This is a genomic window from Citrobacter sp. Cu231 (genome assembly GCF_030332265.1).
GTDB lineage: Bacteria > Pseudomonadota > Gammaproteobacteria > Enterobacterales > Enterobacteriaceae > Citrobacter > Citrobacter meridianamericanus.
Genome location: NZ_JAOWIE010000043.1, coordinates 14,251 through 29,688 on the forward strand (window position 1 = coordinate 14,251; position 15,438 = coordinate 29,688).

Here is a 15,438-nt window from a genome sequence, read left to right on the forward strand (position 1 = left end):
AAATGAGACTCAGGAAATACAATAAAAGTTTGGGATGGTTGTCATTAATTGCAGGCACTGCGTTACTCAGTGGCTGTAATTCTGCGCTGCTTGACCCTAAAGGACAGATTGGACTGGAACAACGTTCACTGATACTGACGGCATTTGGCCTGATGTTGATTGTCGTTATTCCAGCCATCTTGATGGCTGTTGGTTTTGCCTGGAAGTATCGTGCAAGCAATAAAGATGCGAAGTACAGCCCGAACTGGTCACACTCCAATAAAGTGGAAGCTGTGGTCTGGACGGTGCCGATCTTAATCATCATTTTCCTTGCCGTACTGACCTGGAAAACCACTCACGCTCTTGAGCCAAGCAAACCGCTGGCGCATGACGAGAAGCCCATTACCATCGAAGTGGTTTCCATGGACTGGAAATGGTTCTTTATCTATCCGGAACAGGGTATCGCTACCGTGAATGAAATCGCCTTCCCGGCGAATACTCCGGTTGAGTTCAAAGTGACATCTAACTCCGTGATGAACTCCTTCTTTATCCCGCGTCTGGGTAGCCAGATTTATGCCATGGCCGGTATGCAGACTCGACTGCATCTGATCGCCAACGAAGTCGGTACTTATGATGGTATCTCCGCAAGCTATAGCGGACCAGGCTTCTCCGGTATGAAGTTCAAGGCTATCGCAACAAAGGACCGCGCCGAATTCGACCAATGGGTTGCTAAAGCTAAACAGTCTCCGAACACCATGAGCGACATGGCTGCGTTCGAAAAAGTGGCTGTGCCAAGCGAATACAACCAGGTGGAATACTTCTCCAACGTGAAACCTGATTTGTTTAAAGACGTTATTAACAAATTTATGGCTCACGGTAAGAGCATGGACATGACCCAACCCGAAGGTGAGCACAACGCACACGAAGGCATGGAAGGCATGGACATGAGCCACGCGGAATCCGCTCACTAAGGGGCCGAGGAAGAATACGATGTTCGGAAAATTGACGCTGGATGCAGTGCCGTTCCATGAACCCATTGTCATGGTTACGATCGCTGCCATTATCATCGGTGGTGCGGCCTTACTGGGCCTAATCACTTACTTCGGTAAGTGGACCTACCTGTGGAAAGAGTGGCTGACTTCGGTTGACCACAAACGCCTTGGCATCATGTATGTCATCGTCGCAATCGTCATGTTGATTCGTGGCTTTGCAGATGCCGTCATGATGCGTAGTCAGCAAGCGCTGGCTTCAGCAGGTGAAGCGGGTTTCCTGCCACCTCACCACTACGACCAGATCTTCACGGCTCACGGCGTGATTATGATCTTCTTCGTGGCAATGCCATTTGTTATCGGTCTGATGAACCTGGTGGTTCCGCTGCAGATCGGCGCACGTGACGTTGCGTTCCCATTCCTGAACAACCTGAGCTTCTGGTTCACCGTTGTCGGCGTAATCCTGGTTAACCTGTCTCTGGGCGTAGGTGAATTCGCTCAGACCGGTTGGCTGGCATATCCGCCGCTCTCGGGAATAGAGTACAGTCCAAGCGTCGGGGTCGATTATTGGATATGGGCAGTCCAGTTGTCCGGTATTGGTACAACGCTGACTGGTATCAACTTCTTTGTGACCATCATTAAGATGCGTGCGCCAGGAATGACCATGTTCAAGATGCCGGTATTTAGCTGGGCGTCTCTGTGCGCGAACATCCTGATTATCGCTTCTTTCCCAATCCTGACGGTTACCGTCGCGTTGCTGACCCTGGATCGCTATCTGGGCACCCATTTCTTTACCAATGATATGGGCGGCAACATGATGATGTACATCAACCTGATTTGGGCCTGGGGCCATCCGGAAGTGTACATTCTGATCCTGCCAGTATTCGGGGTATTCTCCGAAGTCGCTGCAACCTTCTCGCGTAAGCGTCTGTTTGGTTACACCTCGCTGGTGTGGGCAACCGTGTGTATCACCGTTCTGTCGTTCATTGTTTGGCTGCACCACTTCTTCACCATGGGTGCCGGCGCAAACGTAAACGCCTTCTTCGGTATTACCACCATGATTATCGCCATCCCGACCGGGGTGAAGATCTTCAACTGGCTGTTCACCATGTATCAGGGCCGTATCGTATTCCACTCAGCAATGCTGTGGACGATTGGCTTTATCGTGACCTTCTCAGTCGGCGGCATGACCGGCGTACTGCTGGCGGTTCCGGGTGCCGACTTCGTACTGCACAACAGTCTGTTCCTGATTGCGCACTTCCATAACGTTATCATCGGCGGCGTGGTATTTGGTTGCTTCGCGGGGATGACCTACTGGTGGCCGAAAGCGTTTGGCTTCACGCTGAACGAGACCTGGGGTAAACGCGCATTCTGGTTCTGGATCATCGGCTTCTTCGTGGCATTTATGCCGCTGTACGTGCTGGGCTTTATGGGTATGACCCGTCGCCTCAGCCAGCAGATTGACCCGCAGTTCCATCCGATGCTGGTTGTTGCCGCTTGTGGTGCCGCGCTGATTGCACTGGGTATCCTGTGCCAGTTCATTCAGATGTACGTGTCCATTCGCGACCGCGAGCAGAATCGTGACCTGACCGGTGACCCATGGGGTGGTCGTACGCTGGAGTGGGCAACCTCTTCCCCGCCTCCGTTCTATAACTTTGCCGTTGTGCCGCACGTTCACGAGCGTGATGCCTTCTGGGAAATGAAAGAAAAAGGTGAAGCGTACAAGCAGCCTGCGCACTATGAAGAGATTCATATGCCGAAGAACAGCGGTGCCGGTATCGTCATTACCGCCTTCGCAACACTGTTTGGTTTCGCCATGATCTGGCATATCTGGTGGCTGGCGATTGCAAGCTTCGCAGGCATGATCATCAGCTGGATTGTGAAAAGCTTTGATGAAGACGTGGATTACTACGTGCCGGTCCCGGAAATCGAAAAACTGGAAAACCAGCATTTCGATGAGATTACTAAGGCAGGGCTGAAAAATGGCAACTGATACTTTAACGCACGCGACTGCCCACGCGCACGAACACGGGCACCACGATGCAGGCCAGACCAAAATCTTCGGATTCTGGATCTACCTGATGAGCGACTGCATTCTGTTCTCTATTCTGTTTGCAACCTATGCCGTTCTGGTGAACGGCACCGCAGGTGGCCCGACAGGTAAGGACATTTTTGAACTGCCGTTCGTTCTGGTTGAAACATTCCTGCTGTTATTCAGCTCCATTACTTACGGCATGGCAGCGATTGCCATGTACAAGAACAACAAGAGCCAGGTTATCTCCTGGCTGGCGTTGACCTTCTTGTTCGGTGCCGGATTCATCGGGATGGAACTCTATGAATTCCATCACCTGATTGTTAACGGCATGGGCCCGGATCGTAGCGGTTTCCTGTCTGCGTTCTTCGCGCTGGTCGGCACGCACGGTCTGCACGTCACCTCCGGTCTTATCTGGATGGCAGTTCTGATGGTGCAAGTCGCTCGTCGCGGCCTGACCAGTACTAACCGTACCCGCATCATGTGCCTGAGCCTGTTCTGGCACTTCCTGGATGTGGTATGGATCTGTGTGTTCACTGTTGTTTATCTGATGGGGGCGATGTAATGAGTCATGCTAACGAGAGCGGCGGCGCATCCCATGGCAGCGTAAAAACCTACATGACAGGTTTTATCCTGTCGATCATCCTGACGGTTATTCCGTTCTGGATGGTGATGACAGGTTCTGCCTCTCCGGCCGTCATTCTGGGAACTATTCTGGCAATGGCAGTGGTACAGATTTTGGTGCACCTGGTGTGCTTCCTGCACATGAATAGCAAATCTGATGAAGGTTGGAACATGACGGCCTTTGTCTTTACTGTGCTAATCATCGCCATCCTGGTTGTGGGCTCCATCTGGATTATGTGGAACCTTAACTACAACATGATGATGCACTAAGAGCGGCGATTATGATGTTTAAGCAATACCTGCAAGTAACGAAACCAGGCATCATCTTTGGCAACCTGATCTCGGTGATTGGGGGGTTCCTGCTGGCCTCGAAAGGCAGCATTGATTATCCCCTGTTTATCTACACGCTGGTTGGGGTGTCACTGGTTGTGGCGTCGGGTTGTGTATTTAACAACTACATCGACAGGGATATCGACAGGAAGATGGAGAGGACCAAAAACCGCGTGCTGGTTAAAGGTCTGATTTCCCCTGCGGTCTCACTGGTATACGCCACCCTGCTGGGTATTGCTGGCTTTATGCTGCTGTGGTTTGGCGCGAACCCTCTGGCCTGCTGGCTGGGGGTAATGGGCTTCGTGGTCTATGTGGGCGTCTATAGCCTGTACATGAAGCGCCATTCCGTTTATGGCACGCTGATTGGCTCACTCTCCGGCGCTGCGCCGCCGGTGATTGGCTACTGCGCCGTAACCGGTGCGTTCGATAGCGGTGCGCTGATTCTGCTGGCTATTTTCAGCCTGTGGCAGATGCCGCACTCTTACGCGATTGCGATTTTCCGCTTCAAGGATTATCAGGCTGCCAACATCCCTGTACTGCCGGTGGTGAAAGGTATTTCGGTCGCGAAAAACCATATCACGCTGTACATCGTGGCATTTGCTATCGCCACGCTGATGCTAACCCTGGGCGGCTATGCAGGTTACAAATACCTGATTGTTGCTGCGGCGGTGAGTGTCTGGTGGTTGGGCATGGCGCTGCGCGGTTATAAAGTGGAAGATGACAAAGTCTGGGCGCGCAAGCTGTTCGGCTTCTCCATCATCGCCATTACCGCGCTTTCCGTGATGATGTCCGTCGACTTTATGGTGCCAAACTCGCAGAACCTGCTGACTTACGTCTGGTAAGAATCTGCAGATACGAAAAGGGTGCTCTGGCACCCTTTTTATTGGCAGGAATGTTATTCAGTCGTAAAGCCATTTCCCAGCCTTTGCTGATTCAATAATCATACCTACTGTCAAAGGCTTCAACTCAATTTCAGGAGGATCTTTTCGCCAGAAAGGGTATTCTTGTTCAATATAATTCCTTCCATCAAACTTCGAATATTCAATATCAAAATGCTCAAATAAATCAGCTAAAAAATCATACGCATCTTCCGGAACAAACTGAAAATCATCCTCAAGGGTCCATTGTTTAGTGACCTGCTTAAGACCAGGTCTGAACCAACGTTCCCTGATTGGGTAATTCTTCATGATGTACTCAATAACTTCAGCTTCATAATTTCTCATCAGAAGGATGTCCACTGTATGCGATCTTTAGTCGTACTAATATCATGATATCATTAGACTTTATGATGTATTATTCATACACCCTGTTGACCTTGGTTGGGTAAATTCAGCGAATGCTAAAAGGGTACTTCGGCATCCTTTTTATTTACTACCCGATTTTGACAGCGTCAGGTCTCGTCTTTTTGTTCATCAGGCCAGATCTCAAACAACCATTTCCCCGCCTCTGCTGACTCCGCAAACATCCTTACGGTTAAAGGTAAACGTGTGCCTTCTACTTCTTCCCATTTAGCTTTGAACCATCTAGTGAATAGTGGCAAATTGTGCCACGGATAATACGGTTTCCAGTTCACACATGATAAATCGACTTTAAACTCTTTCTCATATCGAGTCAGAGCACTGTGGAGGTCATCACCGGGGACATCAAATAGTTCTGAGTCGAGTTCTAAAGGAATCTCTTTCCAGTTTTCATCCAAATACCCGGGTATTTCTTCCCTGAAAAGCTTTAACACATCGTCTTGAATACTCATTAGAATGATCTCCATTGAATACCGTCATCAGCCTGAATCAATTGGTGATATTTATTACGAAATACCATTTTCCTTTTCCCTGTTTCCATTAGTAATAACCACAAAAAGACTACACCTGTAATTATCGCAAGTAAATTAGTTGCAATCGTAACTATTTAAGTTTCCGTGCTACACAATTCCACATATCGTAGAGGTTTACCCCATTCCTTCCCCGCTTTACACTAGGCGCGAAATTAATACAGAGGTGGGAATGAACGATTACAAAATGACGCCCGGTGAGTTGCGCGCCACCTGGGGTTTAGGGACCGTATTCTCGTTGCGCATGCTTGGCATGTTTATGGTTCTGCCGGTTCTGACCACGTACGGCATGGCGCTACAGGGTGCCAGCGAAGCGTTGATTGGCCTTGCCATCGGCATTTACGGTCTGGCACAGGCCGTCTTCCAGATCCCCTTTGGTCTGCTCTCTGACCGCATTGGTCGTAAGCCGCTTATTGTCGGCGGGCTGGCGGTATTCGTTCTCGGCAGCGTGATTGCCGCGCTCTCCGATTCAATCTGGGGCATTATTCTTGGTCGCGCATTGCAAGGTTCCGGAGCAATTGCCGCGGCCGTGATGGCGCTGCTTTCCGACTTAACCCGCGAGCAAAACCGCACCAAAGCGATGGCGTTTATCGGTGTCAGCTTTGGTATCACTTTCGCCATTGCGATGGTGCTGGGGCCCATCGTTACCCACGCGCTGGGGCTACACGCGCTGTTCTGGATGATTGCCGCTCTTGCCACCACGGGTATCGTGCTGACTATTTGGGTCGTTCCCAATAGTACCAACCACGTGCTGAACCGCGAGTCGGGCATGGTAAAAGGCAGCTTCAGCAAAGTGCTGGCGGAGCCCAAACTGCTGAAACTCAATTTCGGCATCATGTGTCTGCACATTTTGCTGATGTCCACTTTCGTCGCGTTACCAGGACAACTGGCGAAAGCCGGTTTCCCCGCCGCAGAACACTGGAAAATTTATCTGGTGACGATGCTGCTGTCCTTTGTTTCCGTGGTGCCGTTCATCATTTACGCCGAAGTAAAGCGCAAGATGAAACGCGTATTCCTCGCCTGCGTGTTACTGATCCTTATTGCAGAGATTGTATTGTGGAGCGCTAACATTCGTTTCTGGGGTCTGATTGCGGGCGTGCAGATTTTCTTCCTCGCCTTTAACCTGATGGAAGCCCTTCTCCCCTCGCTTATCAGCAAAGAATCGCCTGCGGGTTACAAAGGCACGGCGATGGGCGTTTACTCCACCAGCCAGTTTCTTGGCGTGGCGATTGGCGGTTCACTCGGTGGTTGGGTGGTCGAAATGTTTGATGGTCAGGCCGTATTCCTGGCTGGCGCGCTGCTGGCAGCCATTTGGTTACTGGTGGCAAGCACAATGAAAGAACCGCCGTACGTCAGCAGCCTGCGCGTGGAAATCCCACCAGAAATTGCCGCGGATGACACGTTGAAGCAGCGTCTGTTGGCGAAAGAAGGGATAAGCGAAGTGTTAATCGTGGCGAAAGAGCATTCAGCCTACGTGAAAATCGACAGCAAAGTCACCAATCGATTCGAAGTTGAGCAGGCCATAAGCCAGGCGTGAAGAGTGCCGAATGGTGACTATCGTCTTATCCGGCCTACAAATAGCGTGTGCGACCTGTAGGCCGGATCAGGCATTACGACTTAATCGCGGAAATTTTTAAACTGGAACGGCTGGCCGAGATCGCCACCGCGAACCAGCGCCATGACGGATTGCAGATCGTCACGCGCCTTACCGGTCACACGAATTTCTTCACCCTGAATCTGCGCCTGCACCTTCAGCTTGCTGTCTTTGATCAGCTTAACGATTTTCTTTTGCACCGCACTTTCAATGCCCTGCTTCAGCTTAGCTTCAACAAACCAGGTTTTACCGCTGTGCACGAAGGTCTCTGGTACGTCCAGCGACGTGCCTTCAATACCGCGTTTCAGCAGCTTTGCACGTAAAATATCCAGCAGCTGATTGACCTGGAAATCAGACTCGCTCAGCACCTTAATCGTCTTATTTGACTCATTCAGCTCAAAAGTGGCTTCAACGCCACGAAAATCAAAGCGTGACTCGACTTCACGGCTGGCGTTATCCACCGCGTTACGGGCTTCCTGAAGATCAACTTCAGAGACAATATCGAAAGATGGCATCTTTTCCTCTCCCTTCATTTTTGATGCAAAGCATAATACCTGCAAAGTTACTCAACAGACAGCGCTATACTAGGCTGTATCCCTTCATTGTACGTGGTAGTGACATCTGCGAACAATAATGGGGTGCGGTCGAAATGGATTAACACCTGGTGTTGTTGCAGGTGAGGAGGAAGAATGAAAATTACCGTACTGGGATGTGGAGCGTTAGGACAGCTATGGCTTACAGCACTGTGCAAACATGGACATGAGGTGCAAGGGTGGCTGCGCGTACCGCAACCCTACTGCAGCGTAAACCTGATCGACACGGATGGCTCAGTTTTTAATGAATCCCTGACGGCAAACGACCCCGACTTTTTGGCAAAAAGCGACCTGCTGCTGGTCACCCTGAAAGCCTGGCAGGTTTCTGATGCGGTAAAAGGCCTGGCCGCAATTCTGCCTGAAACCACGCCCATTCTGCTTATTCACAACGGCATGGGCACGATTGAAGAGTTACATAACATTAAGCAACCCTTGCTGATGGGTACCACCACCCACGCAGCGCGCCGTGACGGGAACGTCATCATTCATGTCGCTCAGGGAACAACGCGTATTGGACCGGCGCGTGAGCAAGACGGAGATTTCAGCTATCTGGCTGAAACCCTGCAAGAGGTGCTGCCGGACGTCGCCTGGCACAACACTATTCGCGCCGAGCTGTGGCGCAAGCTGGCCGTCAACTGCGTCATTAACCCGCTGACCGCATTATGGGATTGCCCAAACGGTGAGTTACGCCACCATCCGGAAAAAATAGCGCTCATCTGCGAGGAAGTGGCAGCGGTGATCGAACGCGAAGGCCACCACACATCAGCGGATGATTTACGCTATTATGTCGAGCAAGTGATTGACAGTACGGCGGAAAATATCTCATCTATGCTGCAGGACATTCGCGCCATGCGTCATACCGAGATCGACTACATTACCGGTTATTTGTTAAAACGCGCACGCGCGCACGGCATCGCCGTTCCGGAAAATGCCCGCCTGTTTGAAATGGTTAAAAGAAAGGAAAGTGAGTATGAGCGCTCAAGCACTGGTATGTCTCGCCCCTGGTAGTGAAGAAACCGAAGCAGTTACTACTATCGATCTGCTGGTTCGCGGCGGAATTAAGGTCACAACCGCCAGCGTCGCCAGCGATGGCAATCTGACGATCGTGTGCTCGCGCGGTGTGAAACTGCTGGCGGATGCGCCATTAGTCGAAGTTGCCGACGGCGATTTCGACATCATCGTGCTGCCCGGTGGTGTCAAAGGTGCCGAGTGCTTTCGCGACAGTCCCCTGCTGGTCGAAACCGTGAAACAGTTTCATCGCTCCGGACGCATAGTCGCGGCAATCTGCGCCGCTGCCGCGACCGTCCTCGTCCCACACGACATTTTTCCCATCGGCAACATGACCGGCTACCCGGCGCTGAAAGACAAGATCCCCGCGGAGCAATGGCAGGACAAGCGCGTCGTGTGGGATCCGCGCGTTAACCTGTTAACCAGCCAGGGACCGGGAACCTCCATCGATTTCGGTTTAAAAATCATTGATCTGTTGGTTAGTCGTGAAAAAGCCCATGAGGTAGCGTCACAGCTGGTGATGGCTGCGGGAATTTATAACTACTACGAATAAATCTTCAGGCCACTTACCTACAAGGAATAAGAATGAAAGGATATCTGAGCGCAGTGGCTTTACTGCTCCTTTCCGGCTACGCCGCAGCAACGCAACTTGAAATAAAAAACCTTGAATATCGCTACCCCGCAAGCGCTGAGATACAGTATCGCGTGCCGTGGTTTACTTCAACGGATAACCCTCAGGTCGCTAAACGCATTAACGATTATATTTTCGCAAGCTTTATCAATCAGTTGCCGGGTAGCAACCCACAGGCTACGCTGAAGCAGTTCGCCAAAGCAGAGAGAAACGCCACCGCAAACCTTGATTACACGGTTGAGTATCGCGACGACAAAATACTGTCACTGAACATGTTTGTCGAAGGGTGCGGCGCGTATTGTGAATCGTACAATGTACCGCTCAGCTTCGATTTAGCCAACGGCGCAGCAATTACCCTCAACGATCTCTTTTCCCGCTCTACGATGGCCGAATTAAATACCCGCATCAGAAAAGATATCCGTGGCCAAATCGACACCTTTGTTGATGCGCATAAATCGCAGACGTCGGCGCAAATAAAAGAAGAGAAAGGCGATGATTTTGACTACGCCGAATTCTACGCATCATGCGCAACCTACACCGACGGTTTGTACTACATCGATAAATTCTCTCTGCAAAAAGACCATTTGGCCTTCCTGAATGGACGCTGTAGCAACCATGCCAGCCGTGCGCTCGACGATCTGGGCGATTTCACCACGAAAATACCTACCGCAGAACTGCATAATCAGCTCACGTCATACGGCCAGTATCTGACTGGCGCAAAGAGTACAACACCGGTTGAGCCCGCCCCCGGCATTGACGGCAAGGTGATGTACGGCACGCTGGGAAAAAGCATGCGTATTGTGTTGAAGGTGGAGTGCAAATACGGTGATTTTTTTGACGGGGCTTACTTTTACCAGAAATTTGGCGCACCGATTGAATTAACCGGTAAGTGCGATACGGCCGATAATCAACATTATGAACTGAAGACGTCTGCAGCTGAACAATCGCAAGAGAAAATAACACTGGATTTAAAAGACGGAGTTTATCAGGGCGTCTGGGAGTCGAACGGGAAAACGCTTCCCATGCGTTTTGAATAATAACGTTGTATTGCCGGATGGCGGCGTAACCGCCATATCCGGCCTTCAACATGGTGTTTGCTCAATTATGGGCGATACACCTTCACGTTTTCAAAGCCCTGCTCGCGCAGGTAAAGCGCCTGCAGACGGCTCATCACCCCGCGTTCACACCATAGCAGCCAGGTTTTGCTCTGATCCAGATCGCCGAATTTGGTGCTCAGCTTGTAGAACGGCAGAGAAACGACGTCCACGCCGTCAACCTTCAGCGGTTTGTCATCCTGTTCATCCACAGAGCGGATATCCAGAATCACATCGTTCGGGCCGAAGCCGCTCACGGTTTCCACTTCCACCACGGTCTGCTGCGTCTGCTGGGCGATATCACGAATATCGATATTGTTCGCTTCTTCAACCACTTTATCGAGGATCGAGAAATCGAAGTTTTCTTCTTCGGCCTCAATCTTCGCCTTAATTGCTTTCACCGTCGGGCTTTTTGAAATCACGCCGCAGTATTCCGGCATAGTACGGGCAAAGTCCTCGGTACCAATTTCACGTGCCAGATTGATAATGTGCTCTTTATCATGGGAGATAAGCGGTCGCAGGATCAGGGTGTCAGAAACGTTATCGATCAGGCGCAGGTTGGTCAGCGTCTGGCTGGACACCTGGCCCAGCGCTTCACCGGTTACCAGCGCCTGTACGCCGTAGCGCTCAGCGACTTTCGACGCCGCGCGTACCATCATACGTTTGAGGACCACGCCCATCTGACCGTCGTCGACTTTCTCCAGGATCTCGCCCACTACCGGCTCAAAGTTGATGGCAACAAAACGCACGCGATGCGAGCTACCAAAGCGGTTCCACAGATAATGCGCCACCTGGCGAACGCCGATTTCATGCGCTGCCCCGCCCAGGTTGAAGAAGCAATAGTGTACGCGGCAGCCGCGACGCATCAGCATGTAGCTGGACACGCCGGAGTCGAAACCACCCGAGATCAGCGACAGTACGTCTTCCTGTGTCCCTATCGGGAAACCGCCGATACCTTCATAGCGGCCTTTAACCAGCAACAGGCGGTCGTTTTCGATTTCAAGATTCACCGTCACGTCCGGCTTCGTCAGCTTCACGCGCGCGGATTCAATATGCTGGTTCAGTCCACCGCCAACATAGCGTTCCACCTCAATAGAGCTAAACTCATGCTTACCGCGACGTTTGACGCGAACGCAGAAGGTCTTACCTTCCAGTTGATCGCGATACTGTACCAGCGCTTTCTCGAAAATATCGTGCATATCGGTAAACGGCACGTCTTCTACTTCGAGAATATGGTGGATCCCCGGAATACGGGTTAGCGCGTCGCGAATGTCCAGGCGTTGGCTTTCATCTTTCGCGCGAACCTCAACGTGATCCCAGTGACGGACAACGGCAAGGTCTTCATCATAGTGCTTTAAAACGTTACGAATGTTCCCTGTCAGAATTTTTATAAAGCGCAAACGCACAGATTGGCTTTTGATGGTGATTTCTGGGAACAATTTAATGATAAACTTCATGGCGGCAATGGTTCTTTGGCAAGTCTGAATGACTTGTAATGGAAAAAAATACAGCAGCCCATACCCTGCGGCTGCATCCAGGCGCGCAAGTATACCACCATCATGGTCATCCTGTGCACATCGCCTTACCATTGCGCGTTATTTGCTTATCAGTGCGAGTCCGTTACCATAGTCTTGTGCTGCCAATACAGAGAGTCAGACATTCATTATGCCGAAGAAAAATGAAGCGCCAGCCAGTTTTGAAACAGCGCTGAGCGAGCTGGAACAGATTGTTACCCGCCTGGAAAGCGGCGACCTGCCGCTGGAAGAAGCGCTGAACGAATTCGAACGAGGCGTACAGTTGGCGCGTCAGGGACAGGTTAAATTGCAACAGGCTGAACAGCGCGTGCAAATCCTGCTGTCAGATACTGAAGACGCCGCCCTTACGCCTTTTACACCGGATAATGAGTAAATGGATTTTACGCAGCAGCTACAGGCTTGCGTTGAGCAGGCCAATCAGGCACTGAGCCGTTTTATCGCGCCACTGCCCTTTCAGAACACTCCCGTGGTCGAAACCATGCAATATGGCGCATTATTAGGCGGTAAACGTCTGCGCCCGTTTCTGGTGTACGCGACCGGTCAGATGTTTGGCGTCAGCCTGAGTACGCTTGATGCTCCCGCGGCAGCCGTCGAGTGCATCCATGCTTATTCGTTGATGCACGATGATTTACCTGCGATGGACGACGATGACCTGCGCCGCGGTCTGCCGACCTGCCACGTAAAATTTGGCGAGGCAAATGCGATCCTCGCCGGAGATGCGCTGCAAACGCTGGCGTTCTCCATTATCAGCGACGCCCCGATGCCGGAAGTGTCTGACCGTGACCGCATCGCGATGATCTCTGAACTGGCCCAGGCCAGCGGTATCGCCGGAATGTGCGGCGGCCAGGCGCTGGATCTGGCAGCCGAAGGCCATCAGGTTGAGCTGGATGCGCTGGAGCGTATTCACCGCCACAAAACCGGGGCATTGATTCGCGCCGCCGTACGTTTGGGGGCATTAAGCGCAGGTGACAAAGGGCGAGAATGCCTGGCAACACTCGACAAATATGCAGAAAGCATCGGCCTGGCTTTCCAGGTTCAGGATGACATCCTGGATGTGGTGGGCGATACTGCAATATTGGGTAAACGTCAGGGTGCTGACCAGCAGCTTGGCAAAAGTACCTATCCTGCACTTCTGGGTCTTGAGCAAGCCCGGAATAAAGCCCGGGATTTAATCGAAGATGCCCGCCAGTCGCTGAATCTGCTGGCCGCACAGTCACTCGATACCTCGGCACTGGAAGCGCTAGCGGACTATATAATCCAGCGTGATAAATAAACCAACATATCCCATGAGCTTGCGATGAGTTTTGATATAGCCAAATACCCGACCCTGGCGCTGGTCGACTCCACCCAGGAGTTACGCCTGCTGCCAAAAGAGAGCCTGCCAAAGCTTTGCGACGAACTGCGCCGCTATTTGCTCGACAGCGTAAGCCGTTCCAGCGGGCACTTCGCCTCTGGTCTGGGCACGGTGGAACTCACCGTCGCGCTGCACTACGTCTACAACACCCCGTTTGACCAGTTAATCTGGGATGTGGGGCATCAGGCTTACCCACACAAAATTCTGACCGGCCGTCGCGATAAAATCGGTACGATTCGCCAAAAAGGCGGTTTGCATCCGTTCCCGTGGCGCGGTGAGAGCGAGTATGACGTACTGAGCGTCGGACACTCCTCGACCTCTATCAGCGCTGGCATCGGTATTGCGGTTGCCGCCGAGAAAGAAGGCAAAGAACGTCGTACCGTCTGCGTGATTGGCGACGGCGCCATCACCGCTGGCATGGCGTTTGAAGCGATGAACCACGCGGGCGATATTAAGCCCGACATGTTGGTTATTCTGAACGACAACGAAATGTCGATCTCAGAAAACGTCGGCGCGCTGAATAACCACCTGGCGCAATTGCTCTCCGGCAAACTTTACTCTTCGCTGCGCGAAGGCGGAAAGAAAGTGTTCTCCGGCGTACCGCCGATTAAAGAGCTGCTCAAACGTACCGAAGAACACATCAAAGGCATGGTTGTTCCGGGTACGCTGTTTGAAGAGCTGGGCTTTAACTATATCGGCCCGGTGGATGGTCACGACGTGCTGGGGCTTATCACTACGCTGAAGAACATGCGCGATCTGAAAGGTCCACAGTTCCTGCACATCATGACCAAAAAAGGTCGTGGCTACGAGCCAGCGGAAAAAGATCCGATTACCTTCCACGCGGTACCCAAATTCGATCCGTCCAGCGGATGCCTGCCGAAAAGTAGCGGCGGCCTGCCAAGCTATTCAAAAATCTTCGGTGACTGGCTGTGCGAGACCGCGGCGAAAGACAATAAGCTGATGGCGATCACCCCGGCGATGCGCGAAGGTTCCGGCATGGTGGAATTCTCACGTAAGTTCCCGGACCGCTACTTCGATGTGGCAATTGCCGAGCAGCACGCGGTGACGTTTGCTGCCGGTCTGGCGATTGGCGGCTATAAGCCGGTCGTGGCTATTTACTCTACCTTCCTGCAACGCGCTTACGATCAGGTGCTGCATGATGTCGCCATTCAGAAACTGCCGGTCCTGTTCGCCGTTGACCGGGCGGGTATCGTTGGTGCAGATGGACAAACCCACCAGGGGGCGTTCGATCTCTCCTTCCTGCGCTGCATCCCGGAAATGGTCATTATGACCCCAAGCGATGAGAATGAATGTCGCCAGATGCTGTTCACTGGCTATCACTATAACGATGGTCCAACGGTAGTGCGCTATCCGCGCGGTAACGCGGTGGGCGTTGAGCTGGCGCCGCTGGAACAACTGCCTATCGGGAAAGGTATAGTGAAACGTCACGGAGTGAAAGTTGCGATTCTCAACTTCGGTACCCTGATGCCGGAAGCCGCTCAGGTCGCCGAGTCGCTGAACGCCACGCTGGTGGATATGCGCTTTGTGAAACCGCTGGATGAAACGCTGATCCTGGAAATGGCAGCTCAACACGAAGTGCTGGTCACCATTGAAGAGAACGCCATTATGGGCGGTGCTGGCAGCGGCGTAAACGAAGTGCTGATGGCTCATCGCAAGCCCGTTCCGGTACTGAACATTGGCCTGCCTGATTTCTTCATCCCGCAGGGGACTCAGGAGGAGGCCCGCGCCGATCTGGGTCTTGATGCCGCTGGCATTGAGACCAAAATCAAGGCCTGGCTGGCATAATCCCCTCTCCGCTCCTGCTATGCTTAACTCATCACGAGCTA

Annotated in this window: 16 protein-coding genes; 12 read left to right on the forward strand and 4 right to left on the reverse strand. The window is 52.0% G+C overall.

Annotated elements, in window-relative coordinates; all coding sequences use genetic code 11:
- Nucleotides 1-2 precede the first annotated feature (2 nt).
- Genes cyoA through cyoE form a run of 5 tightly spaced genes read left to right on the forward strand, consistent with a single transcriptional unit; the run spans nt 3 to nt 4,796 of the window.
- Nucleotides 3-950, forward strand: coding sequence for a cytochrome o ubiquinol oxidase subunit II (gene cyoA / locus OGY15_RS16695; protein ID WP_151218624.1), 948 nt, complete (start codon nt 3-5; stop codon nt 948-950).
- A gap of 19 nt (nt 951-969) precedes the next feature.
- On the forward strand, nt 970-2,961 hold the full coding sequence (cyoB, locus tag OGY15_RS16700) for a cytochrome o ubiquinol oxidase subunit I (RefSeq protein WP_151218623.1): 1,992 nt from the start codon (nt 970-972) through the stop codon (nt 2,959-2,961).
- Complete coding sequence (locus tag OGY15_RS16705) at nt 2,951-3,565, forward strand: cytochrome o ubiquinol oxidase subunit III (RefSeq protein WP_003021608.1); 615 nt, start codon at nt 2,951-2,953, stop codon at nt 3,563-3,565. Before cyoB ends, OGY15_RS16705 begins: the two co-directional genes overlap by 11 nt.
- Nucleotides 3,565-3,894, forward strand: coding sequence for a cytochrome o ubiquinol oxidase subunit IV (locus OGY15_RS16710; RefSeq protein WP_003021607.1), 330 nt, complete (start codon nt 3,565-3,567; stop codon nt 3,892-3,894). Before OGY15_RS16705 ends, OGY15_RS16710 begins: the two co-directional genes overlap by 1 nt.
- Before the next feature lie 11 nt (nt 3,895-3,905).
- Nucleotides 3,906-4,796 carry a heme o synthase gene (gene cyoE, locus OGY15_RS16715; RefSeq protein ID WP_151224862.1) on the forward strand — a complete coding sequence of 297 codons (891 nt, stop codon included), beginning with the start codon at nt 3,906-3,908 and terminating at the stop codon, nt 4,794-4,796.
- A 57-nt stretch (nt 4,797-4,853) separates the two neighbouring features.
- On the opposite strand, the gene OGY15_RS16720 is transcribed toward cyoE, so the two are convergent.
- Both OGY15_RS16720 and OGY15_RS16725 read right to left on the reverse strand, forming a co-directional pair.
- Nucleotides 4,854-5,177: a DUF1493 family protein gene (locus OGY15_RS16720; protein ID WP_286540199.1), complete on the reverse strand. Its 324-nt coding sequence runs from the start codon at nt 5,175-5,177 to the stop codon at nt 4,854-4,856.
- 167 nt (nt 5,178-5,344) lie between these two features.
- On the reverse strand, nt 5,345-5,719 hold the full coding sequence (locus tag OGY15_RS16725) for a DUF1493 family protein (RefSeq protein ID WP_252837943.1): 375 nt from the start codon (nt 5,717-5,719) through the stop codon (nt 5,345-5,347).
- 235 nt (nt 5,720-5,954) lie between these two features.
- Here OGY15_RS16725 and OGY15_RS16730 point away from each other — a divergent pair, with 235 nt between their 5' ends.
- Nucleotides 5,955-7,319 (forward strand): MFS transporter, encoded by a 1,365-nt coding sequence (locus OGY15_RS16730; RefSeq protein ID WP_187259371.1) that lies wholly within the window; start codon nt 5,955-5,957, stop codon nt 7,317-7,319.
- Between the two features lie 80 nt (nt 7,320-7,399).
- Here OGY15_RS16730 and OGY15_RS16735 read toward each other — a convergent pair whose 3' ends face one another.
- Entirely contained in the window at nt 7,400-7,891 is a 492-nt protein-coding gene (locus OGY15_RS16735; RefSeq protein WP_003831002.1) for a YajQ family cyclic di-GMP-binding protein, read from the reverse strand.
- Nucleotides 7,892-8,065: 174 nt separating this feature from the next.
- On the opposite strand from OGY15_RS16735, the gene panE reads away from it, so the two are divergent.
- The 3 genes from panE to OGY15_RS16750 are packed head-to-tail and all read left to right on the forward strand — an operon-like array spanning nt 8,066 to nt 10,645.
- Entirely contained in the window at nt 8,066-8,977 is a 912-nt protein-coding gene (panE, locus tag OGY15_RS16740) for a 2-dehydropantoate 2-reductase (RefSeq protein WP_040232714.1), read from the forward strand.
- Entirely contained in the window at nt 8,940-9,530 is a 591-nt protein-coding gene (gene yajL, locus OGY15_RS16745) for a protein deglycase YajL (protein WP_187259369.1), read from the forward strand. The genes panE and yajL overlap by 38 nt, the downstream gene beginning before the upstream one ends.
- 32 nt (nt 9,531-9,562) lie before the next feature.
- Nucleotides 9,563-10,645, forward strand: coding sequence for a polysaccharide deacetylase family protein (locus tag OGY15_RS16750; RefSeq protein WP_187252920.1), 1,083 nt, complete (start codon nt 9,563-9,565; stop codon nt 10,643-10,645).
- 65 nt (nt 10,646-10,710) lie between these two features.
- On the opposite strand, the gene thiI is transcribed toward OGY15_RS16750, so the two are convergent.
- Nucleotides 10,711-12,159 (reverse strand): tRNA uracil 4-sulfurtransferase ThiI, encoded by a 1,449-nt coding sequence (thiI, locus tag OGY15_RS16755; protein ID WP_005125147.1) that lies wholly within the window; start codon nt 12,157-12,159, stop codon nt 10,711-10,713.
- Between the two features lie 208 nt (nt 12,160-12,367).
- Here thiI and xseB point away from each other — a divergent pair, with 208 nt between their 5' ends.
- From xseB to dxs, 3 genes are read left to right on the forward strand one after another with little or no spacing between them, the layout of a single operon-like run.
- On the forward strand, nt 12,368-12,610 hold the full coding sequence (gene xseB / locus OGY15_RS16760; RefSeq protein WP_038638224.1) for an exodeoxyribonuclease VII small subunit: 243 nt from the start codon (nt 12,368-12,370) through the stop codon (nt 12,608-12,610).
- Complete coding sequence (gene ispA, locus OGY15_RS16765; RefSeq protein ID WP_151218616.1) at nt 12,611-13,510, forward strand: (2E,6E)-farnesyl diphosphate synthase; 900 nt, start codon at nt 12,611-12,613, stop codon at nt 13,508-13,510.
- 24 nt (nt 13,511-13,534) lie between these two features.
- The gene (gene dxs, locus OGY15_RS16770; protein ID WP_286540206.1) at nt 13,535-15,397 is read left to right on the forward strand and encodes a 1-deoxy-D-xylulose-5-phosphate synthase; all 1,863 of its coding nucleotides are present in this window, start codon (nt 13,535-13,537) and stop codon (nt 15,395-15,397) included.
- The last annotated feature ends 41 nt before the right edge of the window (nt 15,398-15,438 follow it).